The sequence below is a fragment of the Paenarthrobacter sp. AT5 genome (genome assembly GCF_032764245.1).
Lineage (GTDB): Bacteria > Actinomycetota > Actinomycetes > Actinomycetales > Micrococcaceae > Arthrobacter > Arthrobacter ureafaciens.
The window spans coordinates 139,189-157,188 of the sequence record NZ_CP136441.1 but is presented as its reverse complement, the minus strand read 5'-3'; the positions used below and the strand labels follow the sequence as shown (position 1 = coordinate 157,188).

At 61.4% G+C, this 18,000-nt stretch carries 10 protein-coding genes and 3 rRNA genes; 3 read left to right on the top strand and 10 right to left on the bottom strand.

Annotated elements, in window-relative coordinates; all coding sequences use genetic code 11:
* Nucleotides 1-40: 40 nt before the first annotated feature.
* From RI444_RS00740 to lysS, 6 genes are all read right to left on the bottom strand, one after another.
* The gene (locus tag RI444_RS00740; protein WP_179011849.1) at nt 41-2,143 is read right to left on the bottom strand and encodes an alpha/beta fold hydrolase; all 2,103 of its coding nucleotides are present in this window, start codon (nt 2,141-2,143) and stop codon (nt 41-43) included.
* Nucleotides 2,144-2,208: 65 nt separating this feature from the next.
* On the bottom strand, nt 2,209-3,423 hold the full coding sequence (locus tag RI444_RS00735) for a glycosyltransferase (RefSeq protein WP_179011847.1): 1,215 nt from the start codon (nt 3,421-3,423) through the stop codon (nt 2,209-2,211).
* Nucleotides 3,424-3,539: 116 nt separating this feature from the next.
* Nucleotides 3,540-6,032: an ATP-dependent Clp protease ATP-binding subunit gene (locus RI444_RS00730; protein ID WP_021471358.1), complete on the bottom strand. Its 2,493-nt coding sequence runs from the start codon at nt 6,030-6,032 to the stop codon at nt 3,540-3,542.
* A 175-nt stretch (nt 6,033-6,207) separates the two neighbouring features.
* Nucleotides 6,208-6,534, bottom strand: a complete 327-nt coding sequence (locus tag RI444_RS00725; RefSeq protein WP_062094561.1) for a histone-like nucleoid-structuring protein Lsr2 — start codon at nt 6,532-6,534, stop codon at nt 6,208-6,210.
* Nucleotides 6,535-6,661: 127 nt separating this feature from the next.
* Complete coding sequence (locus RI444_RS00720) at nt 6,662-6,835, bottom strand: hypothetical protein (protein ID WP_021471360.1); 174 nt, start codon at nt 6,833-6,835, stop codon at nt 6,662-6,664.
* Nucleotides 6,836-6,837: 2 nt separating this feature from the next.
* Nucleotides 6,838-8,367: a lysine--tRNA ligase gene (gene lysS, locus RI444_RS00715; RefSeq protein ID WP_062094559.1), complete on the bottom strand. Its 1,530-nt coding sequence runs from the start codon at nt 8,365-8,367 to the stop codon at nt 6,838-6,840.
* 56 nt (nt 8,368-8,423) lie between these two features.
* Between lysS and RI444_RS00710 the strand changes: the two genes are divergently transcribed.
* Genes RI444_RS00710 through RI444_RS00700 form a run of 3 tightly spaced genes read left to right on the top strand, consistent with a single transcriptional unit; the run spans nt 8,424 to nt 11,071 of the window.
* Nucleotides 8,424-9,314: an alpha/beta fold hydrolase gene (locus RI444_RS00710; RefSeq protein ID WP_062094557.1), complete on the top strand. Its 891-nt coding sequence runs from the start codon at nt 8,424-8,426 to the stop codon at nt 9,312-9,314.
* 10 nt (nt 9,315-9,324) lie between these two features.
* Entirely contained in the window at nt 9,325-10,179 is an 855-nt protein-coding gene (locus RI444_RS00705; RefSeq protein WP_207605263.1) for an alpha/beta fold hydrolase, read from the top strand.
* Between the two features lie 58 nt (nt 10,180-10,237).
* Nucleotides 10,238-11,071, top strand: coding sequence for an alpha/beta fold hydrolase (locus RI444_RS00700; protein WP_062094554.1), 834 nt, complete (start codon nt 10,238-10,240; stop codon nt 11,069-11,071).
* A gap of 120 nt (nt 11,072-11,191) precedes the next feature.
* On the opposite strand, the gene rrf is transcribed toward RI444_RS00700, so the two are convergent.
* The 4 genes from rrf to RI444_RS00680 all read right to left on the bottom strand — a co-directional run bounded on the left by rrf (nt 11,192) and on the right by RI444_RS00680 (nt 17,995).
* Nucleotides 11,192-11,308: ribosomal RNA gene (gene rrf / locus RI444_RS00695) — 5S ribosomal RNA — on the bottom strand.
* A gap of 140 nt (nt 11,309-11,448) precedes the next feature.
* A 23S ribosomal RNA gene (locus RI444_RS00690) occupies nt 11,449-14,609 on the bottom strand.
* Between the two features lie 558 nt (nt 14,610-15,167).
* Nucleotides 15,168-16,696: ribosomal RNA gene (locus tag RI444_RS00685) — 16S ribosomal RNA — on the bottom strand.
* The 16S, 23S and 5S rRNA genes sit together here, the layout of an rRNA operon.
* Before the next feature lie 405 nt (nt 16,697-17,101).
* Entirely contained in the window at nt 17,102-17,995 is an 894-nt protein-coding gene (locus RI444_RS00680) for a helix-turn-helix transcriptional regulator (protein ID WP_316963857.1), read from the bottom strand.
* Between the last annotated feature and the right edge of the window lie 5 nt (nt 17,996-18,000).

Sequence of the window (18,000 nt, the reverse complement as noted above, 5' to 3'; positions counted from 1 at the left end):
GCATTCGCCGCATGTCGCAGGGCTGAGTGCCGGCAGCTCCTTACAGCCCGAGCTCCTCCGGCAGCTCCACGTCGAAGCCCAGCACCTGCTTGGCCAGGAAGTGCTCAACCACCTCGTACCAGATCTTCGTATGCCGGGGTTGGAGTACCCAGTGGTTCTCGTCCGGGAAGTACAGGAAGCGGTGCGGGCTATGGCCATTCCCGTCGGCCGGAAGCTGCGAGGAGGAGAGCAGCTCGTACCAAAGCCGCAGCCCTTCCCCGATCGGCACCCTGTAATCCTTATCCCCGTGGATCACCAACATGGGCGTCTTGATGTTTCCCACGTTGAGGTGCGGCGAATTCTCCATCGCCATCTCCGCCGTCATTTCCTTGAGCCAGTACTGGGCAGCGTCGGTGGTAGGGCCGAATTGGTCCAGTGCCCAGAGGCTTGCGTGGGTAACGATCGCTTTGAACCGATCCGTTTTCCCCGCTACCCAGTTCGCCATGTATCCACCGAACGAGCCACCCATGGCCGCGGTCCGCGTTTCATCGATGTCCGGCCGTGCCACCACGGCATCGGTGATGGCCATCAGGTCCTCGAACGGCCGCTTGCCCCATTCACCCCATCCGCGCTGGATGAAGTCCTGCCCGTAGCCGGTGGACAATGCCGGGTCGGGAAGCAGCACGGCGTACCCCTTGGCCACCATCAGCCACGGGTTCCAGCGCCATGTCCAGGCGTTCCAGGAATTGAGCGGACCGCCGTGGATCCAGAGGAGAAGGGGTACGGGCTGATCACCGGAGGCGTGATCCGGCAACGCAAGATACGCCGGCACCCGCGAACCGTCGGCAGTGGTTGTTGCCACCCGCTCCAGGCGGCCGGGATGCACGGGACGTTCCGCCGGGGCAGGCAGGCGGACCACATCGCCGGTGGCACCATCGATCCGGACTGCTTCGGCCGGGAAGTCATAGGAACTCCGGAGCGCAAAGACGCTCACCCCGTCCGGCGAGGCCACTACGTCCGTGTAGGCCGCTGCGTCCTTCGTCAGGCGCGTCACCGCACCGTCAGCGACGTTGATTCGGAAAACCGGCGACGCGCCGTCGTCGTCCGCTGTCACCAGGACCGCGCTGCCGTCCGGAAGCCAGGCGACCGGGTGCGCCCAGCGGTCCCAGTCGTGGGCAAACGGGATCAGCTCCGTGGTTTCGCCACCTGAAACGTCCAGCAGGTGCAGTTTGACCTGCGGGGCCTGGGTGGGCGTGGTGTCGCTTTCGCTCTGCACAACCAGGGTGCGGTTGTCCGGGCTGACCGGCCCGGGGAAGTAGCTCATGCCTTCGCGGTCCAGCAGTACCTTCACGGCTCCGGTGGCGACGTCGACGGCGGCGAGCACCTCGCGGCTGTCGGCCTTGGCGAGCGCCTTCGTGAGGCTCGTGTAGATGGTCTTCCCATCGGGGCTCACCACGGTTTGTGCTTCCCGGAGCGAACCTCCGACGCCGGGGGTCAGGTTCCGCAGTTCGACCGGCGGTTGGGCGTCCACGGTGGAAGGCTTTCCGGGCTCGTTCTGTTCGCCGGGTTCCACAGCGAAGATGCGCGGTTGCGACGGGCCCAGGTCCGCGTCCCAGTATCGGACGGGGTAGCCGCTGTGCAGGATCGCCGAAACTTTGTTGTCCTTGCGGGCTTTCCGCCGCTCCTTGTCATTCTCTTCGTCGGTGGAACCGGCCAGGACCTCCCCCACAACGAACGTCGCATCGGCGTCCTTGGCGGCGAGGACTGCATTGACTCCGCCTGCCCGCGAGTGCACCACCCGGGCCTCTCCCCCGTCCGCCGGCAGCAACCACAGGGCGCTGACAGGGTCCTCATCGGGGGTCTCCGGGTCGGGGCGTGCGGACGTGAAGTAGAGGTCGCCGTTGGCTGCGAAGGCGGCGCCCGCCTCTCCCTTGGCGCTCCTGGTGATGCGCCTGGCCTGCTTCTCCCCGGCAGGGTCCAGCTCCCACAGAGCCGTGACGTATTCGGTTCTCTTGCCATTGAGGGTGGCAACGGTGGTGACCAGCCGCCTGCCGTCGGGGCTGAGGGTGAGTCCGCCCACGCGGGGAACTGAAAGATAGTGCTCCAGATCGTGGAAAGGCGTCTCCGGTTGCGTGCCCGGGTTGTCAGAGTCAGTCGAGTCCATACTCTGATTCAACAGGGAATGTGCCGCGCATCACAGGGTAGTTCACTAAGAGTGAAACAGTGCTTTCACATACTTTGGACTCTCCGGAGTGCATCCAGCACCGGCGCCACGCCGTCTTCCGCGACGATGCTGGCGGCCAGGACCCGCGCCCGGTCAGCGTACGACGGCGTGCTGACCGCGGCTTTGATTGCCGCTGCGAGGCGCGCCGCTGTCAGTCGCTTGAAAGGGATGGGTCCAGGGCCTGCACCAAGGGCGGCCACCCGGGAGGCCCACAAGGGCTGGTCCGTGAAGACCGGCACGCAGACGGTCGGGACCCCGGCGAGGAGGCCAGCCGCCGTCGTACCTGATCCGGCGTGGTGCACAACGGCCGCCATCCGGGGAAAGAGCCACTCATGGGGCACATCCTCGACGCTGATGGCATCAGGCTCCTGCACACCCCCGCCCTGCAAGACGGCGCGCACTCCGGCGAGCCTGACGGCTTCCAGCGCCAGGTCTGCGTCCAGCTGCGCGCCGCTGCCAAATCCCACGTAGACAGGAGGCGGTCCGGCGGCCAGGAAATCCACCAATGAGGAGTCCGGCTTCCACTCCGGCCTTGCCGGCGGCCACCAGTAGCCGCCCATCGTCAGGCCGTCGTGCCAATCCGCCGGGCGCGGCAGGACTGTGGGACTGATGCCATGGAGGATGGTCGCCTTGGTGCGCCGCCGACGTCGGTCAGCGGCCTGGCGCGACAGTTTTGGAAGCCCCAACTCCCGGCGTATGCGAGCACTCGGGGCGTCGTACGGCGCGGGCCCGGAAGCCACCCGTTCACCAATCAGCCTGTTGCCCAGCCGTCCGAGGTGACGTGCGGAGCCCAACATCACCGGCGGATACGCAGCACTTGGCTCAACGGGCTGCAGGTGGGCACCGATGACCGGGATGCCCAGCGCTTCGCCGACGTCATAAGCGTAGGGAGCCACGGAGTTGGCCATGATGAGGTCCGCTCCACGTTCCGCCGCAGCCAAAGTCCCCGTGGCCGCCTGGTCCATGTAGGTGCGCAACCCACGCCAGGATTCAAGCATCCCGCTGACGGCCGGCTCCGCTCCCGCCGCACCGCGTTGGATAATCCGGGTCAGGCTGCCAGGGAGTTCCCTGTACTCGCATCCGGCCGACACCACCACCGACTCGTAGGCAGGATTGCCGGCCACGGCAACCTCAAACCCGTGCTCCTGCAGCTTGCTGCCCAGTCCTGCCATGGGAGCCACATCTCCCCGCGTTCCCGGGGCCACCATCAATACCCGCATCAACCCTCCTGCTGCCTGTTACCCGGGCCCGTTCAATTCCGGATCCCAAACAAGCAAGTGCCCCGCACACTCCTAGGAGAATGTGCGGGGCACTCTGCTTTATGGCGCTTCCACCTTTACGCGGACGGAGCGATCTCCGGGATCCGCGGCTTGGCGTTGCCTTCGAACGTGAACTTGGCGTCGTCACCTTCACCCTCGACGTCCACCACAACGATGTCGCCGGTGTGGATGTCGCCGAACAGGATCTTCTCGGACAGCTGGTCCTCGATCTCGCGCTGGATGGTGCGGCGCAGCGGCCGGGCACCCATTGCGGGGTCGTAACCACGGGTGGCGAGCAGGACCTTGGCGGCCTTGGTGAGCTCGATGCCCATGTCCTTGTCCTTGAGGCGGCGCTCCAGGCGGGTGACGAACAGGTCCACGATCTCGATGATCTCGTCCTGCGTCAGCTGCGGGAACACCACGACATCGTCAACACGGTTGAGGAACTCGGGACGGAAGTGCTGCTTCAGCTCTTCCGTGACCCGGGCACGCATCCGGTTGTAGCCGGTCTGGGTGTCCGTGCCGGACTGGAAGCCCGTTGCGACGCTCTTGGAGATATCGCGGGTACCCAGGTTGGTGGTCATGATGATCACGGTGTTCTTGAAGTCCACCACGCGGCCCTGGGAGTCGGTCAGGCGGCCGTCTTCGAGGATCTGCAGGAGCGAGTTGAAGAGATCGGCGTGCGCCTTCTCAACCTCGTCAAACAGCACCACGGAGAACGGACGACGACGGACCTTCTCGGTCAGCTGGCCGCCTTCTTCGTACCCGACGTAGCCCGGAGGGGCACCGAAGAGGCGCGAAACCGTGTGCTTCTCGGAGTACTCGGACATGTCCAGCGTGATGAGGGCGTCCTCTTCACCGAACAGGAACTCCGCAAGTGCCTTGGCGAGTTCGGTCTTTCCGACGCCGGTGGGGCCGGCGAAGATGAACGAACCACCCGGACGCTTGGGGTCCTTCAGGCCTGCACGGGTACGGCGGATGGCCTGCGACAGGGCCTTGATGGCCTCGTCCTGGCCGACGACCCGCTTGTGCAGCTCGTCTTCCATCTTCAGCAGGCGCGAGGACTCTTCCTCGGTGAGCTTGAAGACCGGGATGCCCGTGGAGTTCGCGAGGACTTCTGCGATCAGGTCCTCGTCAACCTCGGAGATGTCGTCCATGCCGCCGGACTTCCAGTTGCGCTCCTTCTCTGCGCGCTCGGCAATGAGCTTCTGCTCCTTGTCGCGCAGCGAAGCGGCACCTTCGAAGTCCTGGGCGTCAATAGCCGATTCCTTCTCCAGCTTCACGTCGGCGATGCGCTCGTCCATGGCCTTGAGCTCCGGCGGAGCGGTCATGCGGCGGATGCGCAGGCGGGCGCCGGCTTCGTCGATGAGGTCGATCGCCTTGTCCGGCAGGAAGCGGTCCGAGATGTAGCGTTCGGCCAGCTGCGCTGCGGAGGCGAGGGCGCCGTCGGTAATCGTCACGCGGTGGTGTGCCTCGTAACGGTCCCGCAGGCCCTTCAGGATCTCGATCGCGTGCGCAACCGAAGGTTCCTTGACCTGGATGGGCTGGAAGCGGCGCTCCAGCGCAGCATCCTTCTCGATGTGCTTGCGGTATTCGTCAAGCGTGGTGGCACCAATGGTCTGGAGTTCGCCACGGGCCAGCATCGGCTTGAGGATGGACGCGGCGTCAATGGCGCCCTCTGCAGCACCCGCACCAACCAGGGTGTGGATCTCATCGATGAACAGGATGATGTCCCCACGGGTGCGGATTTCCTTGAGGACCTTCTTCAGGCGCTCTTCGAAGTCACCACGGTAGCGGGAACCTGCAACCAGGGAGCCAAGGTCCAGCGTGTAGAGCTGCTTGTCCTTGATGGTCTCCGGAACGTCCCCGCGGACGATCGCCTGGGCAAGGCCCTCGACGACGGCGGTCTTGCCGACGCCGGGCTCACCGATCAGGACCGGGTTGTTCTTGGTGCGGCGGGAGAGGACCTGCATGACTCGTTCCATCTCCTGCTCGCGGCCGATCACGGGATCGAGCTTGTTTTCGCGGGCAGCCTGCGTCAGGTTGCGGCCGAACTGGTCCAGGACCACGGAACCGGCAGGGGTGCCTTCCTGCTGGCCCTGGCCGGATCCCGCACCGGCGGTTTCCTTGCCCTGGTAGCCGGAGAGCAGCTGGATAACCTGCTGGCGCACGCGGTTGAGGTCCGCACCGAGCTTCACCAGCACCTGGGCTGCCACGCCCTCGCCCTCACGGATGAGGCCGAGGAGGATGTGCTCCGTGCCGATGTAGTTGTGTCCGAGCTGAAGGGCCTCGCGAAGGGAAAGCTCCAGCACCTTCTTTGCACGCGGGGTGAAGGGGATGTGACCGGACGGAGCCTGCTGGCCCTGGCCGATGATCTCCTGCACCTGTTCCCGGACGCCGTCGAGCGAAATGCTCAAGGACTCAAGCGCCTTGGCGGCAACACCTTCACCCTCATGGATCAAACCCAAGAGGATGTGTTCAGTACCGATGTAGTTGTGATTGAGCATCCGTGCCTCTTCTTGGGCAAGGACGACCACGCGACGGGCACGGTCCGTAAATCTCTCAAACATTTCGCCACACTCCTAGCTACGACGTACTTTGATGCTACGTGCCGAAGCGGGACTTTTGGAGCGTGTTCGCCACAGGGGAAACATGGACCCCCGCTCCCGCCCGGGAAGCGGGTTCTTGAACGTCCGCGTTAAAGACCAAAGCCCCGGCACTCGGCCGGGGCTTTGAGGCGACGAATCAGGAATTCGCCTTCTGGTACGCTTCCTGAATTTCAGCTTGAATACGTCCACGGCTGTTTACCGTGTAACCGTTGTCACGGGCCCACTGGCGGATCTGCGCGGAATCCTGGTTGCGGGTGGTAGCTGTGCGGCCCCTCGTTGCGCGTCCGGAAGAGGTCTTCCGGGCTTTGGCGACGTAAGGCTCCAAGGCTTGACGCAGGGAAGCAGCGTTGGCCGAGGACAAATCCATCTCGTAGCTCACGCCATCCAGGCCAAAACGGACAGTTTCATCAGCTGCCCCTTCATCCAAGTCATCGACCAGGATGATTTTTACTTTTTGTGCCATGAGTAGCCTCTCTTTTGGAGGGTTGATAATCAGAAATCCCCATGTTGTATTTCTGATTATCGTTCACAGCGAGCATGCGCGTCAAAGGCATATGTGGATAAAACCCCAATGCCGGCCAATTCAGAGGCTATTTAGCCGCGTTGCCTTCGGCATCAGGACCCGAATTACGCAGATTTGCTTCCGCCTGCGCCCGGGCTTCAGCCTCACGCTCGGATTTGTCCGCATTGAATATGGACTTCATGGCAAACCAGAAGATCAAACCAACTACAACAGAGGGCGCCAGGACGGCAATGTACTCCATGATCAGTGCCCCTCAGGCTTCAGCAACGGGAACAGGATGGTCTCGCGGATGCCCACGCCGGTAAACATCATCACAAGGCGGTCGATGCCCAGGCCAATGCCGCCCATCGGCGGAGCGCCGTATTCCAGGGCGCGGAGGAAGTCCTCATCCAACTGCATGGCTTCGTCGTCGCCGGCCGCCGAACGCCGGGACTGCTCCATGAGCCGCTCGCGCTGGATCACCGGGTCAATCAGCTCGGAGAACGCTGTGCCGCGCTCCATGCCGCCGATAATGAGGTCCCAGGCTTCGATCAACCGGCCGTCCTCACGGTGCGGACGGGCAAGGGGCTGCGCCGACGGCGGGTAATCATAAACGAACGTCGGGTTCAACAGGGTCGGTTCGACGATTTCCCCGAACAATTCCACCGCGAGCTTCTCGGCATCCCACTTGGGGTCCACCTTGACGTCGTGCTTGGCAGCAATGTCCCGCAATTCCTCCACCGTGGTGTCCGGGGTAATTTCGACACCCACTGCTTCGGAAAGCCCCGGGTACACCGCAAGCCAGGACCATTCGCCGTCGAGGTTGATCTCGCCGGCTTCCGTCTGAATGGTGCGCGTCCCCACGACGTCAGCCACATTCAGGATGATTTCCTTCATGCGCTCGGCCATGACGAATTGGTCCGCCCAGGCTTCGTAGCATTCCAGGGTGGTGAATTCCGGGCTGTGCGTCGAATCCACGCCTTCGTTGCGGAAAACCCTGCCCATGTCATAAACGCGGTCAATACCGCCCACCACAGCGCGCTTCAGGAAGAGCTCGGTGGCAATGCGCAGCGTCATCTTCTGGTCAAAGGCATTCATGTGGGTTTCGAAGGGGCGGGCCGTTGCGCCGCCATGCACCAATTGCAGCATGGGGGTTTCGACTTCCACATAACCGCGGCGGTCCAGGGTGTCCCTGATGGAACGGGTAATTGCCGCACGCGTGTAAACCATTTCACGGGCTTCGTCGCGGACCATCAGGTCCACGTAGCGCTGACGGACCCGGGTCTCCTCGTTGAGTTCCGCGTGGAGCACCGGGAGGGGCCGGAGGGCCTTGGACGCCATGGACCAGGACTCGGCCATGACGGACAGTTCGCCACGGCGGGAAGAGATCACTTCGCCCTTGATGAACACGTGGTCGCCCAGGTCAACCAGGGCCTTCCACTCGGCCAGGGCTTCCTCGCCGACGTTCGCCAGGCTCAGCATCGCCTGCAGGCGCACGGCCTTGCCGTCCACGCCGCCTTCCTGGAGGGTGGCGAAGCACAGCTTGCCGGTGTTGCGGATGAACACGACGCGTCCGGTCACACCGACGACGTCGCCGGTGGTGTCGTCCGCCTCGAGGTGGGCGTACTTTTCACGGATTTCAGCAAGGGAATGAGTCCGCTCAACGCCCACGGGGTAGGCCTCCGAACCACGCTCAATCAGCTTGGCGCGCTTCTCCATACGGATGCGCATCTGTTCGCTGGCATCGGCAGGCTCTGCGGAGGTGTTCAGGGCGGGGGTGTTTGCGGAAGTCACAGTCCTTAAGTTTACCGCTGATTACGGGCCACTACTTCCGGACATAGACTCGGGCTGTGGAGACGTGGACTGTTGAAACGAACGACGGCGGTGGGCAGCTTGAGGTGCACACCTTCCGACCCCTGTCGAATGCCGCCATTCCGGGCTCGCAGGCACCCGCTGAACCGTCCGGTGTCGTCATGATCCATGGCACCCTGGTGACCGACTCCCTGTACTGGCCGTTCGCGCGGAACCTGAGCCGCATGCTGGGCCGCCCCGTTCACTGCTACAACCGTCGCGGCCGCGGGAGGTCCGCGCCCCAGCCACCGGACTACTCAGTGGAGACTGAGGTAGCCGATCTCGGTGCAGTGATGGACAAGAGCGGTTCCACTGACGTGGTGGCTCACAGTTATGGCGGCTTCGTTGCCCTGAACGCGGTGCTGAAGTCGAAGATAAACCGCTTGGTGACCTACGACGCCGCGGTGTCCCTGTCCGGCAACCTCCACGGCCGGTGGCGCCCGGAGCTGGAAGAAGCCGTCACGGCAGGGCGGCTGGACCAAGCCTGGGCCCATCTGGTCCAGGGCCTGGGCACCGCAGGACCCATTTCCTACCTGCCCATGGGCGCATTGCGAACACTCAGTATCATCTCCGCCCAGACCCGGCTGGGGTTCGAGATGCGTTCGCTTCTGCCCACCGCGGTGACCGAGATGCGCGCGGTCCTGGCAGCGGACGTTTCACTCGACGATTTCCGGTCGCTGCACACACCGACACTCATGTTGAGTGGAGGGTGGAGTCCCTCCTACTTCGCCGAAACCGGGAGAACCCTCGCCAACGCCGTTCCCGCTATCGACTTCGCAATCGTCCCCCTGCAATTCCACGAAGGTCCGCTGCGTCCGGGCCGGCGGCTGGCCTCACGGGTGGCACGGTTCCTCTCCGGAGGTCACGTCCCCGCACCCGTAGGCGCCTAGGATAATCCGGGTGAGGGAACAGGAAATCAGAACGCACGACGGCGGCAAACTCGCCTTATACAGCTACGGGACGGTGGACGCGCCCGGGGATCGGCGCGTGATCCTGATCGGCGGGGCGTTCCTGACAGCTTTGATTTACCGCCCGTTCTCCGTGGCCTTGGCGAAGGGACTCGGCGAGGGCTGGGCCGTGGACGTCTATGACCGCCGCGGCCGGGGCAAATCCACAGACCAGCCGCACAATTACTCCATGGCCACGGAGATCGCCGACGTCCGGACCATCATGGACGCCACCGACGCCCGGAACATCCTTGGCCACAGCCTTGGCGGGGCGGTCGCCCTCAACGCTGCACAAGCCTTTGCCGGTACGCGCAATGAGCCGGCCAAGCTCGCGGTCTATGACGCCGCCGTGAACATCGACGGAAGCATGGACACGGACTGGCTGGACGGCTTTGCGGATGCCGTGAATAAAGGCGACGTCAGCCGCGCCATGGCCCGCATGAAGCGGGGAATGAATCCCGGAACCGCGCTTTCCCGCGTGCCCGAGCCCATCCTCGCAGGACTCATGGCAGTGGTCTCCAGGACCAAGGTCAACAAACTGTTCCGTGATCTCCTGCCCTCGGGAGTAGGAGAACTCAAGGCTGCCTTCGAAGCCGACGCCACGCCCCGGGACTTCTCCGTACTCCCGCCCACGACGCACTTCATGGTGGGCAAAAAGAGTCCGCAGTTCTACAAGGTGGCTGCGTCCCGGCTCAACAGGGCGGTCCCGGGCAGCACGCTTGAGGTCTCGCCCAAAGGCTTCCATGGTTCGGTCCCCGCGGCCGTCAAGGAACTGGTCAGCGATATCTCCGAGTACTTCAAGAAGTAGGTTTCAGCGGTCGGTGGACACAGTGTTCGTGTTCAGGTGCCTCAGCTAGGCTCGGTTCATGACGCGCGAGATTATCACCACACCTGACGGCGGACACCTCGAACTCTTCACCACGGGCGGTGACCTGGCAGCGAAAGGGTCCGGCGTCGTCGTCGTGCCCGCCTCCATGGTGACGGCCTCGGACTACACCCGGTTCGCGCAGAAGCTGAGCGAATCCCTCGGCCGTCCCGTTCATACGTTCAACCGCCGGGGGCGCGGTGACTCGTCTCCGCAGCCGGAGGATTACACCCTCGAGGCGGACATCCGGGACTTGGATGCCGTCATGAAGCACACCTCCAGCACCGATGTGTTCGGCCACTCCTTCGGCGGCGCAGTGGCGTTGCACGCCGCTCGGACCTTACCCGTGGAGCGATTGGCCGTCTACGACCCCGCAGTTTCCGTCAACCACAGCGTCAAGGCGGACTGGACACCGGAGTATGAACGCGCGACGGCGGCCGGCGACTATGACCGCGGCCTTGCCGTATTGATCAAGGGGGTTGAGACCGGCGGCGCCTTCTCGCGCATGCCGTTATCCATGCTGACACTGGCCACCAAGCTGACGGCCGGCACTCCACTGGGTAAGCAAATGCGGGAGTTGATGACGTGCGGCGTACGCGAAATCAAAGCAGTGATCGCTGCGGACATGCCGGCGGAGCCGTTCCTGGAGTTACCGCTGGAGACGCTCATTGTGGTGGGCGAGAAGAGTCCGGCCTACTTCGGGGTGGCCTGTGGCCAGATCCACGACGTCCTGTCCGGCTCCAGCTACACCATCCTGCCGGGGTTCGGCCATGACGGTCCGAACAGGGCTCCGGACAAGCTGATCACGGAGTTGTCGGAGTTCTTCGCGGGGTAGCCCGTCCGGGTGGTTAAACGTTGAAAGCCCCGTCTGTTGGCGGGGCTTTCGTGGTGTTTTGGTGGTTGATGTGGGAGACCCCCCGACCCGTGTGGGTTGGGGGGTCTCGACCTAATGGTTGTCCGGCGGTGTCCTACTCTCCCACACCCTCCCGGGTGCAGTACCATCGGCGCTGTGGGTCTTAGCTTCCGGGTTCGGAATGGGACCGGGCGTTTCCCCCACGCTATGACCGCCGTAACCTTGTTACCCGTCCCCCTGTGTGGGGGTGGGAAGTGTGTGTGGTTACAACTGTGGTGCTTGTTTAGTTGTGTTGTTGTGTTGTTGTTCCCGGGTTGTTGGTTGGGAACCACATAGTGGACGCGTGCAGTGTGTTGTGTGTGGTGTAAGTTGTTGGCCTATTAGTACCGGTCAGCTTCACGAGTCTTTAGTCCTCGCTTCCACATCCGGCCTATCAACCCAGTGGTCTGGCTGGGGGCCTCTCACACATAATGTGTTTGGAAATCTCATCTTGAAGCGAGCTTCCCGCTTAGATGCTTTCAGCGGTTATCCCATCCGAACGTAGCTAATCAGCGGTGCACTTGGCAGTACAACTGACACACCAGAGGTTCGTCCGTCCCGGTCCTCTCGTACTAAGGACAGCCCTTCTCAAATTTCCTGCGCGCGCAGCGGATAGGGACCGAACTGTCTCACGACGTTCTAAACCCAGCTCGCGTACCGCTTTAATGGGCGAACAGCCCAACCCTTGGGACCTACTCCAGCCCCAGGATGCGACGAGCCGACATCGAGGTGCCAAACCATGCCGTCGATATGGACTCTTGGGCAAGATCAGCCTGTTATCCCCGAGGTACCTTTTATCCGTTGAGCGACGGCCATTCCACAATGTACCGCCGGATCACTAGTCCCGACTTTCGTCCCTGCTTGAGATGTCTCTCTCACAGTCAAGCTCCCTTGTGCACTTACACTCGACACCTGATTGCCAACCAGGCTGAGGGAACCTTTGGGCGCCTCCGTTACTTTTTAGGAGGCAACCGCCCCAGTTAAACTACCCATCAGGCACTGTCCCTGACCCGGATCACGGGCCGAAGTTAGATGTCCAAAGTGACCAGAGTGGTATTTCAACGATGACTCCACCCGAACTGGCGTCCGGGTTTCAACGTCTCCCACCTATCCTACACAAGCCACTCCGAACACCAATACCAAACTATAGTAAAGGTCTCGGGGTCTTTCCGTCCTGCTGCGCGTAACGAGCATCTTTACTCGTACTGCAATTTCGCCGAGTTTATGGTTGAGACAGCGGGGAAGTCGTTACTCCATTCGTGCAGGTCGGAACTTACCCGACAAGGAATTTCGCTACCTTAGGATGGTTATAGTTACCACCGCCGTTTACTGGGGCTTAAATTCCCAGCTTCGCCCGCAAGGGGCTAACCGGTCCTCTTAACCTTCCAGCACCGGGCAGGAGTCAGTCCGTATACATCGTCTTGCGACTTCGCACGGACCTGTGTTTTTAGTAAACAGTCGCTTCCCCCTGGTCTCTGCGGCCCACACCCGCTCCACAAAGCAAGTCTGTATCACGGGGCAGGCCCCCCTTCTCCCGAAGTTACGGGGGCATTTTGCCGAGTTCCTTAACCATAATTCTCTCGATCGCCTTGGTATTCTCTACCTGATCACCTGTGTCGGTTTGGGGTACGGGCGGCTAAAACCTCGCGTCGATGCTTTTCTAGGCAGCATAGGATCACCGGATCCCCCCATGCGGGGGTCCCATCAGATCTCAGGATCGTGCTCGAAACACACAGGAACGGATTTGCCTATCCCTGACCCTACATCCTTGGACCGGGGCTACCATCGCCCGGCCCGGCTACCTTCCTGCGTCACACCTGTTAATACGCTTGCCTCCCGGGATCAGGTCCCAGCACCAGCCCAACCATCACACCACAAGTGGCGCAACAAGAAAGACCGGCGGTGGTTAGTATCCCCCGTTCAACATGGGCGGTTTTTCGCCGGTACGGGAATATCAACCCGTTGTCCATCGACTACGCCTGTCGGCCTCGCCTTAGGTCCCGACTTACCCAGGGCAGATTAGCTTGACCCTGGAACCCTTGATCATTCGGCGGACGGGTTTCTCACCCGTCTTTCGCTACTCATGCCTGCATTCTCACTCGTGTAGGCTCCACCGCTGGTTTACACCGCGACTTCACCGCCCACACGACGCTCCCCTACCCATCCACACCCCTGAACCACGAAGGCTAGGGTAATGCGTGAATGCCACAACTTCGGCGGTGTACTTGAGCCCCGCTACATTGTCGGCGCGGAATCACTTGACCAGTGAGCTATTACGCACTCTTTCAAGGATGGCTGCTTCTAAGCCAACCTCCTGGTTGTCTAAGCAACTCCACATCCTTTCCCACTTAGCACACGCTTAGGGGCCTTAGTTGGTGGTCTGGGCTGTTTCCCTCTCGACTATGAAGCTTATCCCCCACAGTCTCACTGCTGCGCTCTGACTTACCGGCATTCGGAGTTTGGCTGACGTCAGTAACCTTGTAGGGCCCATCGGCCATCCAGTAGCTCTACCTCCGGCAAGAAACACGCAACGCTGCACCTAAATGCATTTCGGGGAGAACCAGCTATCACGGAGTTTGATTGGCCTTTCACCCCTACCCACAGCTCATCCCCTCCATTTTCAACTGAAGTGGGTTCGGTCCTCCACGACGTCTTACCGTCGCTTCAACCTGGCCATGGGTAGATCACTCCGCTTCGGGTCTAGATCACGCCACTGAACACGCCCTGTTCAGACTCGCTTTCGCTACGGCTTCCCCACACGGGTTAACCTCGCGACGTAACACTAACTCGCAGGCTCATTCTTCAAAAGGCACGCCATCACACCCATACAACCCCGAAGGGCTGCAGATGCTCTGACGGATTGTAAGCACACGGTTTCAGGTACTGTTTCACTCCCCTCCCGGGGTACTTTTCACCTTTCCCTCACGGTACTGGTCCGCTATCGGTCATTAGGAAGTATTTAGGCTTATCAGGTGGTCCTGACAGATTCACACGGGATTTCTCGGGCCCCGTGCTACTTGGGATCCTCTCCAAAGGCGGTGCCACACATTACGGTTACGGGACTCACACCCTCTCTGGCCGGCCTTTCAAGACCGTTCACCTATACGCACACCCACACCCCACCGGTCCGGCAGAACCAGCACGGAAAGTCCCACAACCCCGCCCACGCAACGCCCGCCGGCTATCACACATGGAACGGTTTAGCCTCATCCGCGTTCGCTCGCCACTACTAACGGAATCACTCTTGTTTTCTCTTCCTGCGGGTACTGAGATGTTTCACTTCCCCGCGTTCCCCCCACGCACCCTATGAATTCAGGCACGGGTCACACAATCACCTTGCAGCGTTGTGCGGGGTTTCCCCATTCGGACATCCTGGGATCACCGCTCGGTTATCAACTCCCCCAGGCTTATCGCAGATTCCTACGTCCTTCTTCGGCTCCTAATGCCAAGGCATCCACCGTGCGCCCTTAAAAACTTGACCACACAAAACCACAACCCAAACAGGCTGCGGCTGATGCACTCAATCAATTCGAGAGAACCACGACCACAAAAGGGCCAGGTTCATTCATCAAAGAAATTGCTAGAACACACAACCCACACCCCCAAAAGAGTGCAGGACCATGTGTCCAGATGCTCGCGTCCACTATGTAGTTCTCAAACAACAACCCCGTCAACCACACCCACCCCACACAAACACGAGGGGGTGCCGGCCGCAGGAACAACAAGAAACACCAAGGATTCCCTGCATTGCTGCAAAAAGGCCCTGTTGCCTCAGGACCCAACAGTGCGCCAAACACAACCCGGCAACCAACACCCCGGACCGCTTTCCCAACAACCCCCCACACACAAAAGTGCGAAAAGAGGGCCGCCGTACTCACGCCAGGACACCACCACCAACAGGCCATGCCAAAAAACTTGATTTGCTGATATTCCACCCATGAGCACCCACCGCAGAACAGACGCCTGCGCAATGGGCAACACTGACAACCCCGGAACCCGCCCATGCAGGCAGACCCGGACGCCGTTAGCAGCTCCTTAGAAAGGAGGTGATCCAGCCGCACCTTCCGGTACGGCTACCTTGTTACGACTTAGTCCCAATCGCCGGTCCCACCTTCGACGGCTCCCCCCACAAGGGTTAGGCCACCGGCTTCGGGTGTTACCAACTTTCGTGACTTGACGGGCGGTGTGTACAAGGCCCGGGAACGTATTCACCGCAGCGTTGCTGATCTGCGATTACTAGCGACTCCGACTTCATGGGGTCGAGTTGCAGACCCCAATCCGAACTGAGACCGGCTTTTTGGGATTAGCTCCACCTCACAGTATCGCAACCCTTTGTACCGGCCATTGTAGCATGCGTGAAGCCCAAGACATAAGGGGCATGATGATTTGACGTCGTCCCCACCTTCCTCCGAGTTGACCCCGGCAGTCTCCTATGAGTCCCCGGCCGAACCGCTGGCAACATAGAACGAGGGTTGCGCTCGTTGCGGGACTTAACCCAACATCTCACGACACGAGCTGACGACAACCATGCACCACCTGTAAACCGGCCGCAAGCGGGGCACCTGTTTCCAGGTCTTTCCGGTCCATGTCAAGCCTTGGTAAGGTTCTTCGCGTTGCATCGAATTAATCCGCATGCTCCGCCGCTTGTGCGGGCCCCCGTCAATTCCTTTGAGTTTTAGCCTTGCGGCCGTACTCCCCAGGCGGGGCACTTAATGCGTTAGCTACGGCGCGGAAAACGTGGAATGTCCCCCACACCTAGTGCCCAACGTTTACGGCATGGACTACCAGGGTATCTAATCCTGTTCGCTCCCCATGCTTTCGCTCCTCAGCGTCAGTTACAGCCCAGAGACCTGCCTTCGCCATCGGTGTTCCTCCTGATATCTGCGCATTTCACCGCTACACCAGGAATTCCAGTCTCCCCTACTGCACTCTAGTCTGCCCGTACCCACTGCAGAACCGGAGTTGAGCCCCGGTCTTTCACAGCAGACGCGACAAACCGCCTACGAGCTCTTTACGCCCAATAATTCCGGATAACGCTTGCGCCCTACGTATTACCGCGGCTGCTGGCACGTAGTTAGCCGGCGCTTCTTCTGCAAGTACCGTCACCCCCAAAGAGGGCTTCTTCCCTACTGAAAGAGGTTTACAACCCGAAGGCCGTCATCCCTCACGCGGCGTCGCTGCATCAGGCTTTCGCCCATTGTGCAATATTCCCCACTGCTGCCTCCCGTAGGAGTCTGGGCCGTGTCTCAGTCCCAGTGTGGCCGGTCACCCTCTCAGGCCGGCTACCCGTCGTCGCCTTGGTAGGCCATTACCCCACCAACAAGCTGATAGGCCGCGAGTCCATCCAAAACCACAAAAAGCTTTCCACCCCCCACCATGCGATGAGGAGTCATATCCGGTATTAGACCCAGTTTCCCAGGCTTATCCCAGAGTCAAGGGCAGGTTACTCACGTGTTACTCACCCGTTCGCCACTAATCCCCGGCGCAAGCACCGGATCATCGTTCGACTTGCATGTGTTAAGCACGCCGCCAGCGTTCATCCTGAGCCAGGATCAAACTCTCCGTTCAAAAACAAAAAACGAAACACAACCACCCCCACCGGAAATCACGGCAAGAAGCAGCTGCAAATCTGAAACCAGCTGAAAACCAAACCACCACACACGGGGGTGCGCAATGGCCCGGCAAAAATTCAACCAATCAAAAAACAATCGGTATCAACAAACTTGGCACACTATTGAGTTCTCAAACAACAGACCCTCCAAAACATCACCCCGAAGCCACACCACACACAGCAGCGCAACCCAACCAGGGCCATTGGAAAAGAAGAGTTATTTTTGACCGCCTGCCCGAACCGTACACACCTTCCGGCTTTCCGTTTCGCTCCCGGCGACTCAGAAAACAATACACGCCCCCAACCCCCAACGCAAATCCACCCCCAAACAGCCAAACGAGGGCTGAAATCACCCCCTGGTACTACGGGCTGTCGCGGCCATTTGGCTCTGCGGGATGGCGCGCAGCGATGTTCCCGTTGCCGGCAGACCAACTGGCGAGGAAGTCGAGTTGGTCCTGGGCGTGGCTGCCCGGCTCGGCTGAGTAGGCGATCAGTATCAGCCCTTCGCCAGGGAGTTCCAGCGCGTCTCCGGTAAGTTCAATCTCTCCGACGAGGGGGTTGCGCATGGTCTTGCGGGCGGTACGGTGAAAGCGGACATTATGGCGCGCCCACCGGGTGGAGAATTCAGTGCTGCCCGCAGCCAGGTCGCCGATAAGGCTGTTGAGCGCGCGGTCGCGGGGGTTCCTGCCGGATTCGGCGCGCATGGCCGACGCAAAGTCATCGGCGAGAGTATCCCAGTCCACAAAGAAGTCCTTGGACCGCGGGTCCAGGAACATGAACCGTGCAAGGTTCACAGGAAGCATCCCGGGGCTGAGGATCCCGGTGTAGAGGGCGAAGCATAGGTTGTTGGCAGCGAGCACGTCGGTGCGGGCGTTCCGGACGTAAGCCGGTGTCCCGGTCATTCCGGCGAGGACTCTTTCGATGCTGGGGCGAACCTCCGCCCGTGCCCGCCGTGGTCCGGACACGCGGTCTGGCGCGGCGGCCTTGGCCAGATCGAACAGGTGGGCGCGTTCTGCCTCGTCGAGCTGTAGTGCCCGGGCGAGGGAGTCAAGAACGGAGTCCGACACTCCCCGGAGGTTGCCGCGTTCGAGCCGGGCGTAGTACTCGCTACTGACGCCGGTGAGCATGGCGACTTCCTCGCGTTTGAGCCCGGAAACCCTTCGGGTTCCTCCATAGTCGGGCAGCCCTGCCTGGGTCGGGGTGATGCGGGACCTGCGGCTCATGAGGAACTCGCGGACGTCGTTGGTGGTGTCCATGGCTT

Bases quoted from the DNA above. Each gene is read 5' to 3' on its own strand.
- RI444_RS00740 (WP_179011849.1), bottom strand. From the start codon at position 2,143: ATGGACTCGACTGACTCTGACAACCCGGGCACGCAACCGGAGACGCCT.
- RI444_RS00735 (WP_179011847.1), bottom strand. From the start codon at position 3,423: ATGCGGGTATTGATGGTGGCCCCGGGAACGCGGGGAGATGTGGCTCCC.
- RI444_RS00730 (WP_021471358.1), bottom strand. From the start codon at position 6,032: ATGTTTGAGAGATTTACGGACCGTGCCCGTCGCGTGGTCGTCCTTGCC.
- RI444_RS00725 (WP_062094561.1), bottom strand. From the start codon at position 6,534: ATGGCACAAAAAGTAAAAATCATCCTGGTCGATGACTTGGATGAAGGG.
- RI444_RS00720 (WP_021471360.1), bottom strand. From the start codon at position 6,835: ATGGAGTACATTGCCGTCCTGGCGCCCTCTGTTGTAGTTGGTTTGATC.
- RI444_RS00700 (WP_062094554.1), top strand. From the start codon at position 10,238: ATGACGCGCGAGATTATCACCACACCTGACGGCGGACACCTCGAACTC.
- RI444_RS00680 (WP_316963857.1), bottom strand. From the start codon at position 17,995: ATGGACACCACCAACGACGTCCGCGAGTTCCTCATGAGCCGCAGGTCC.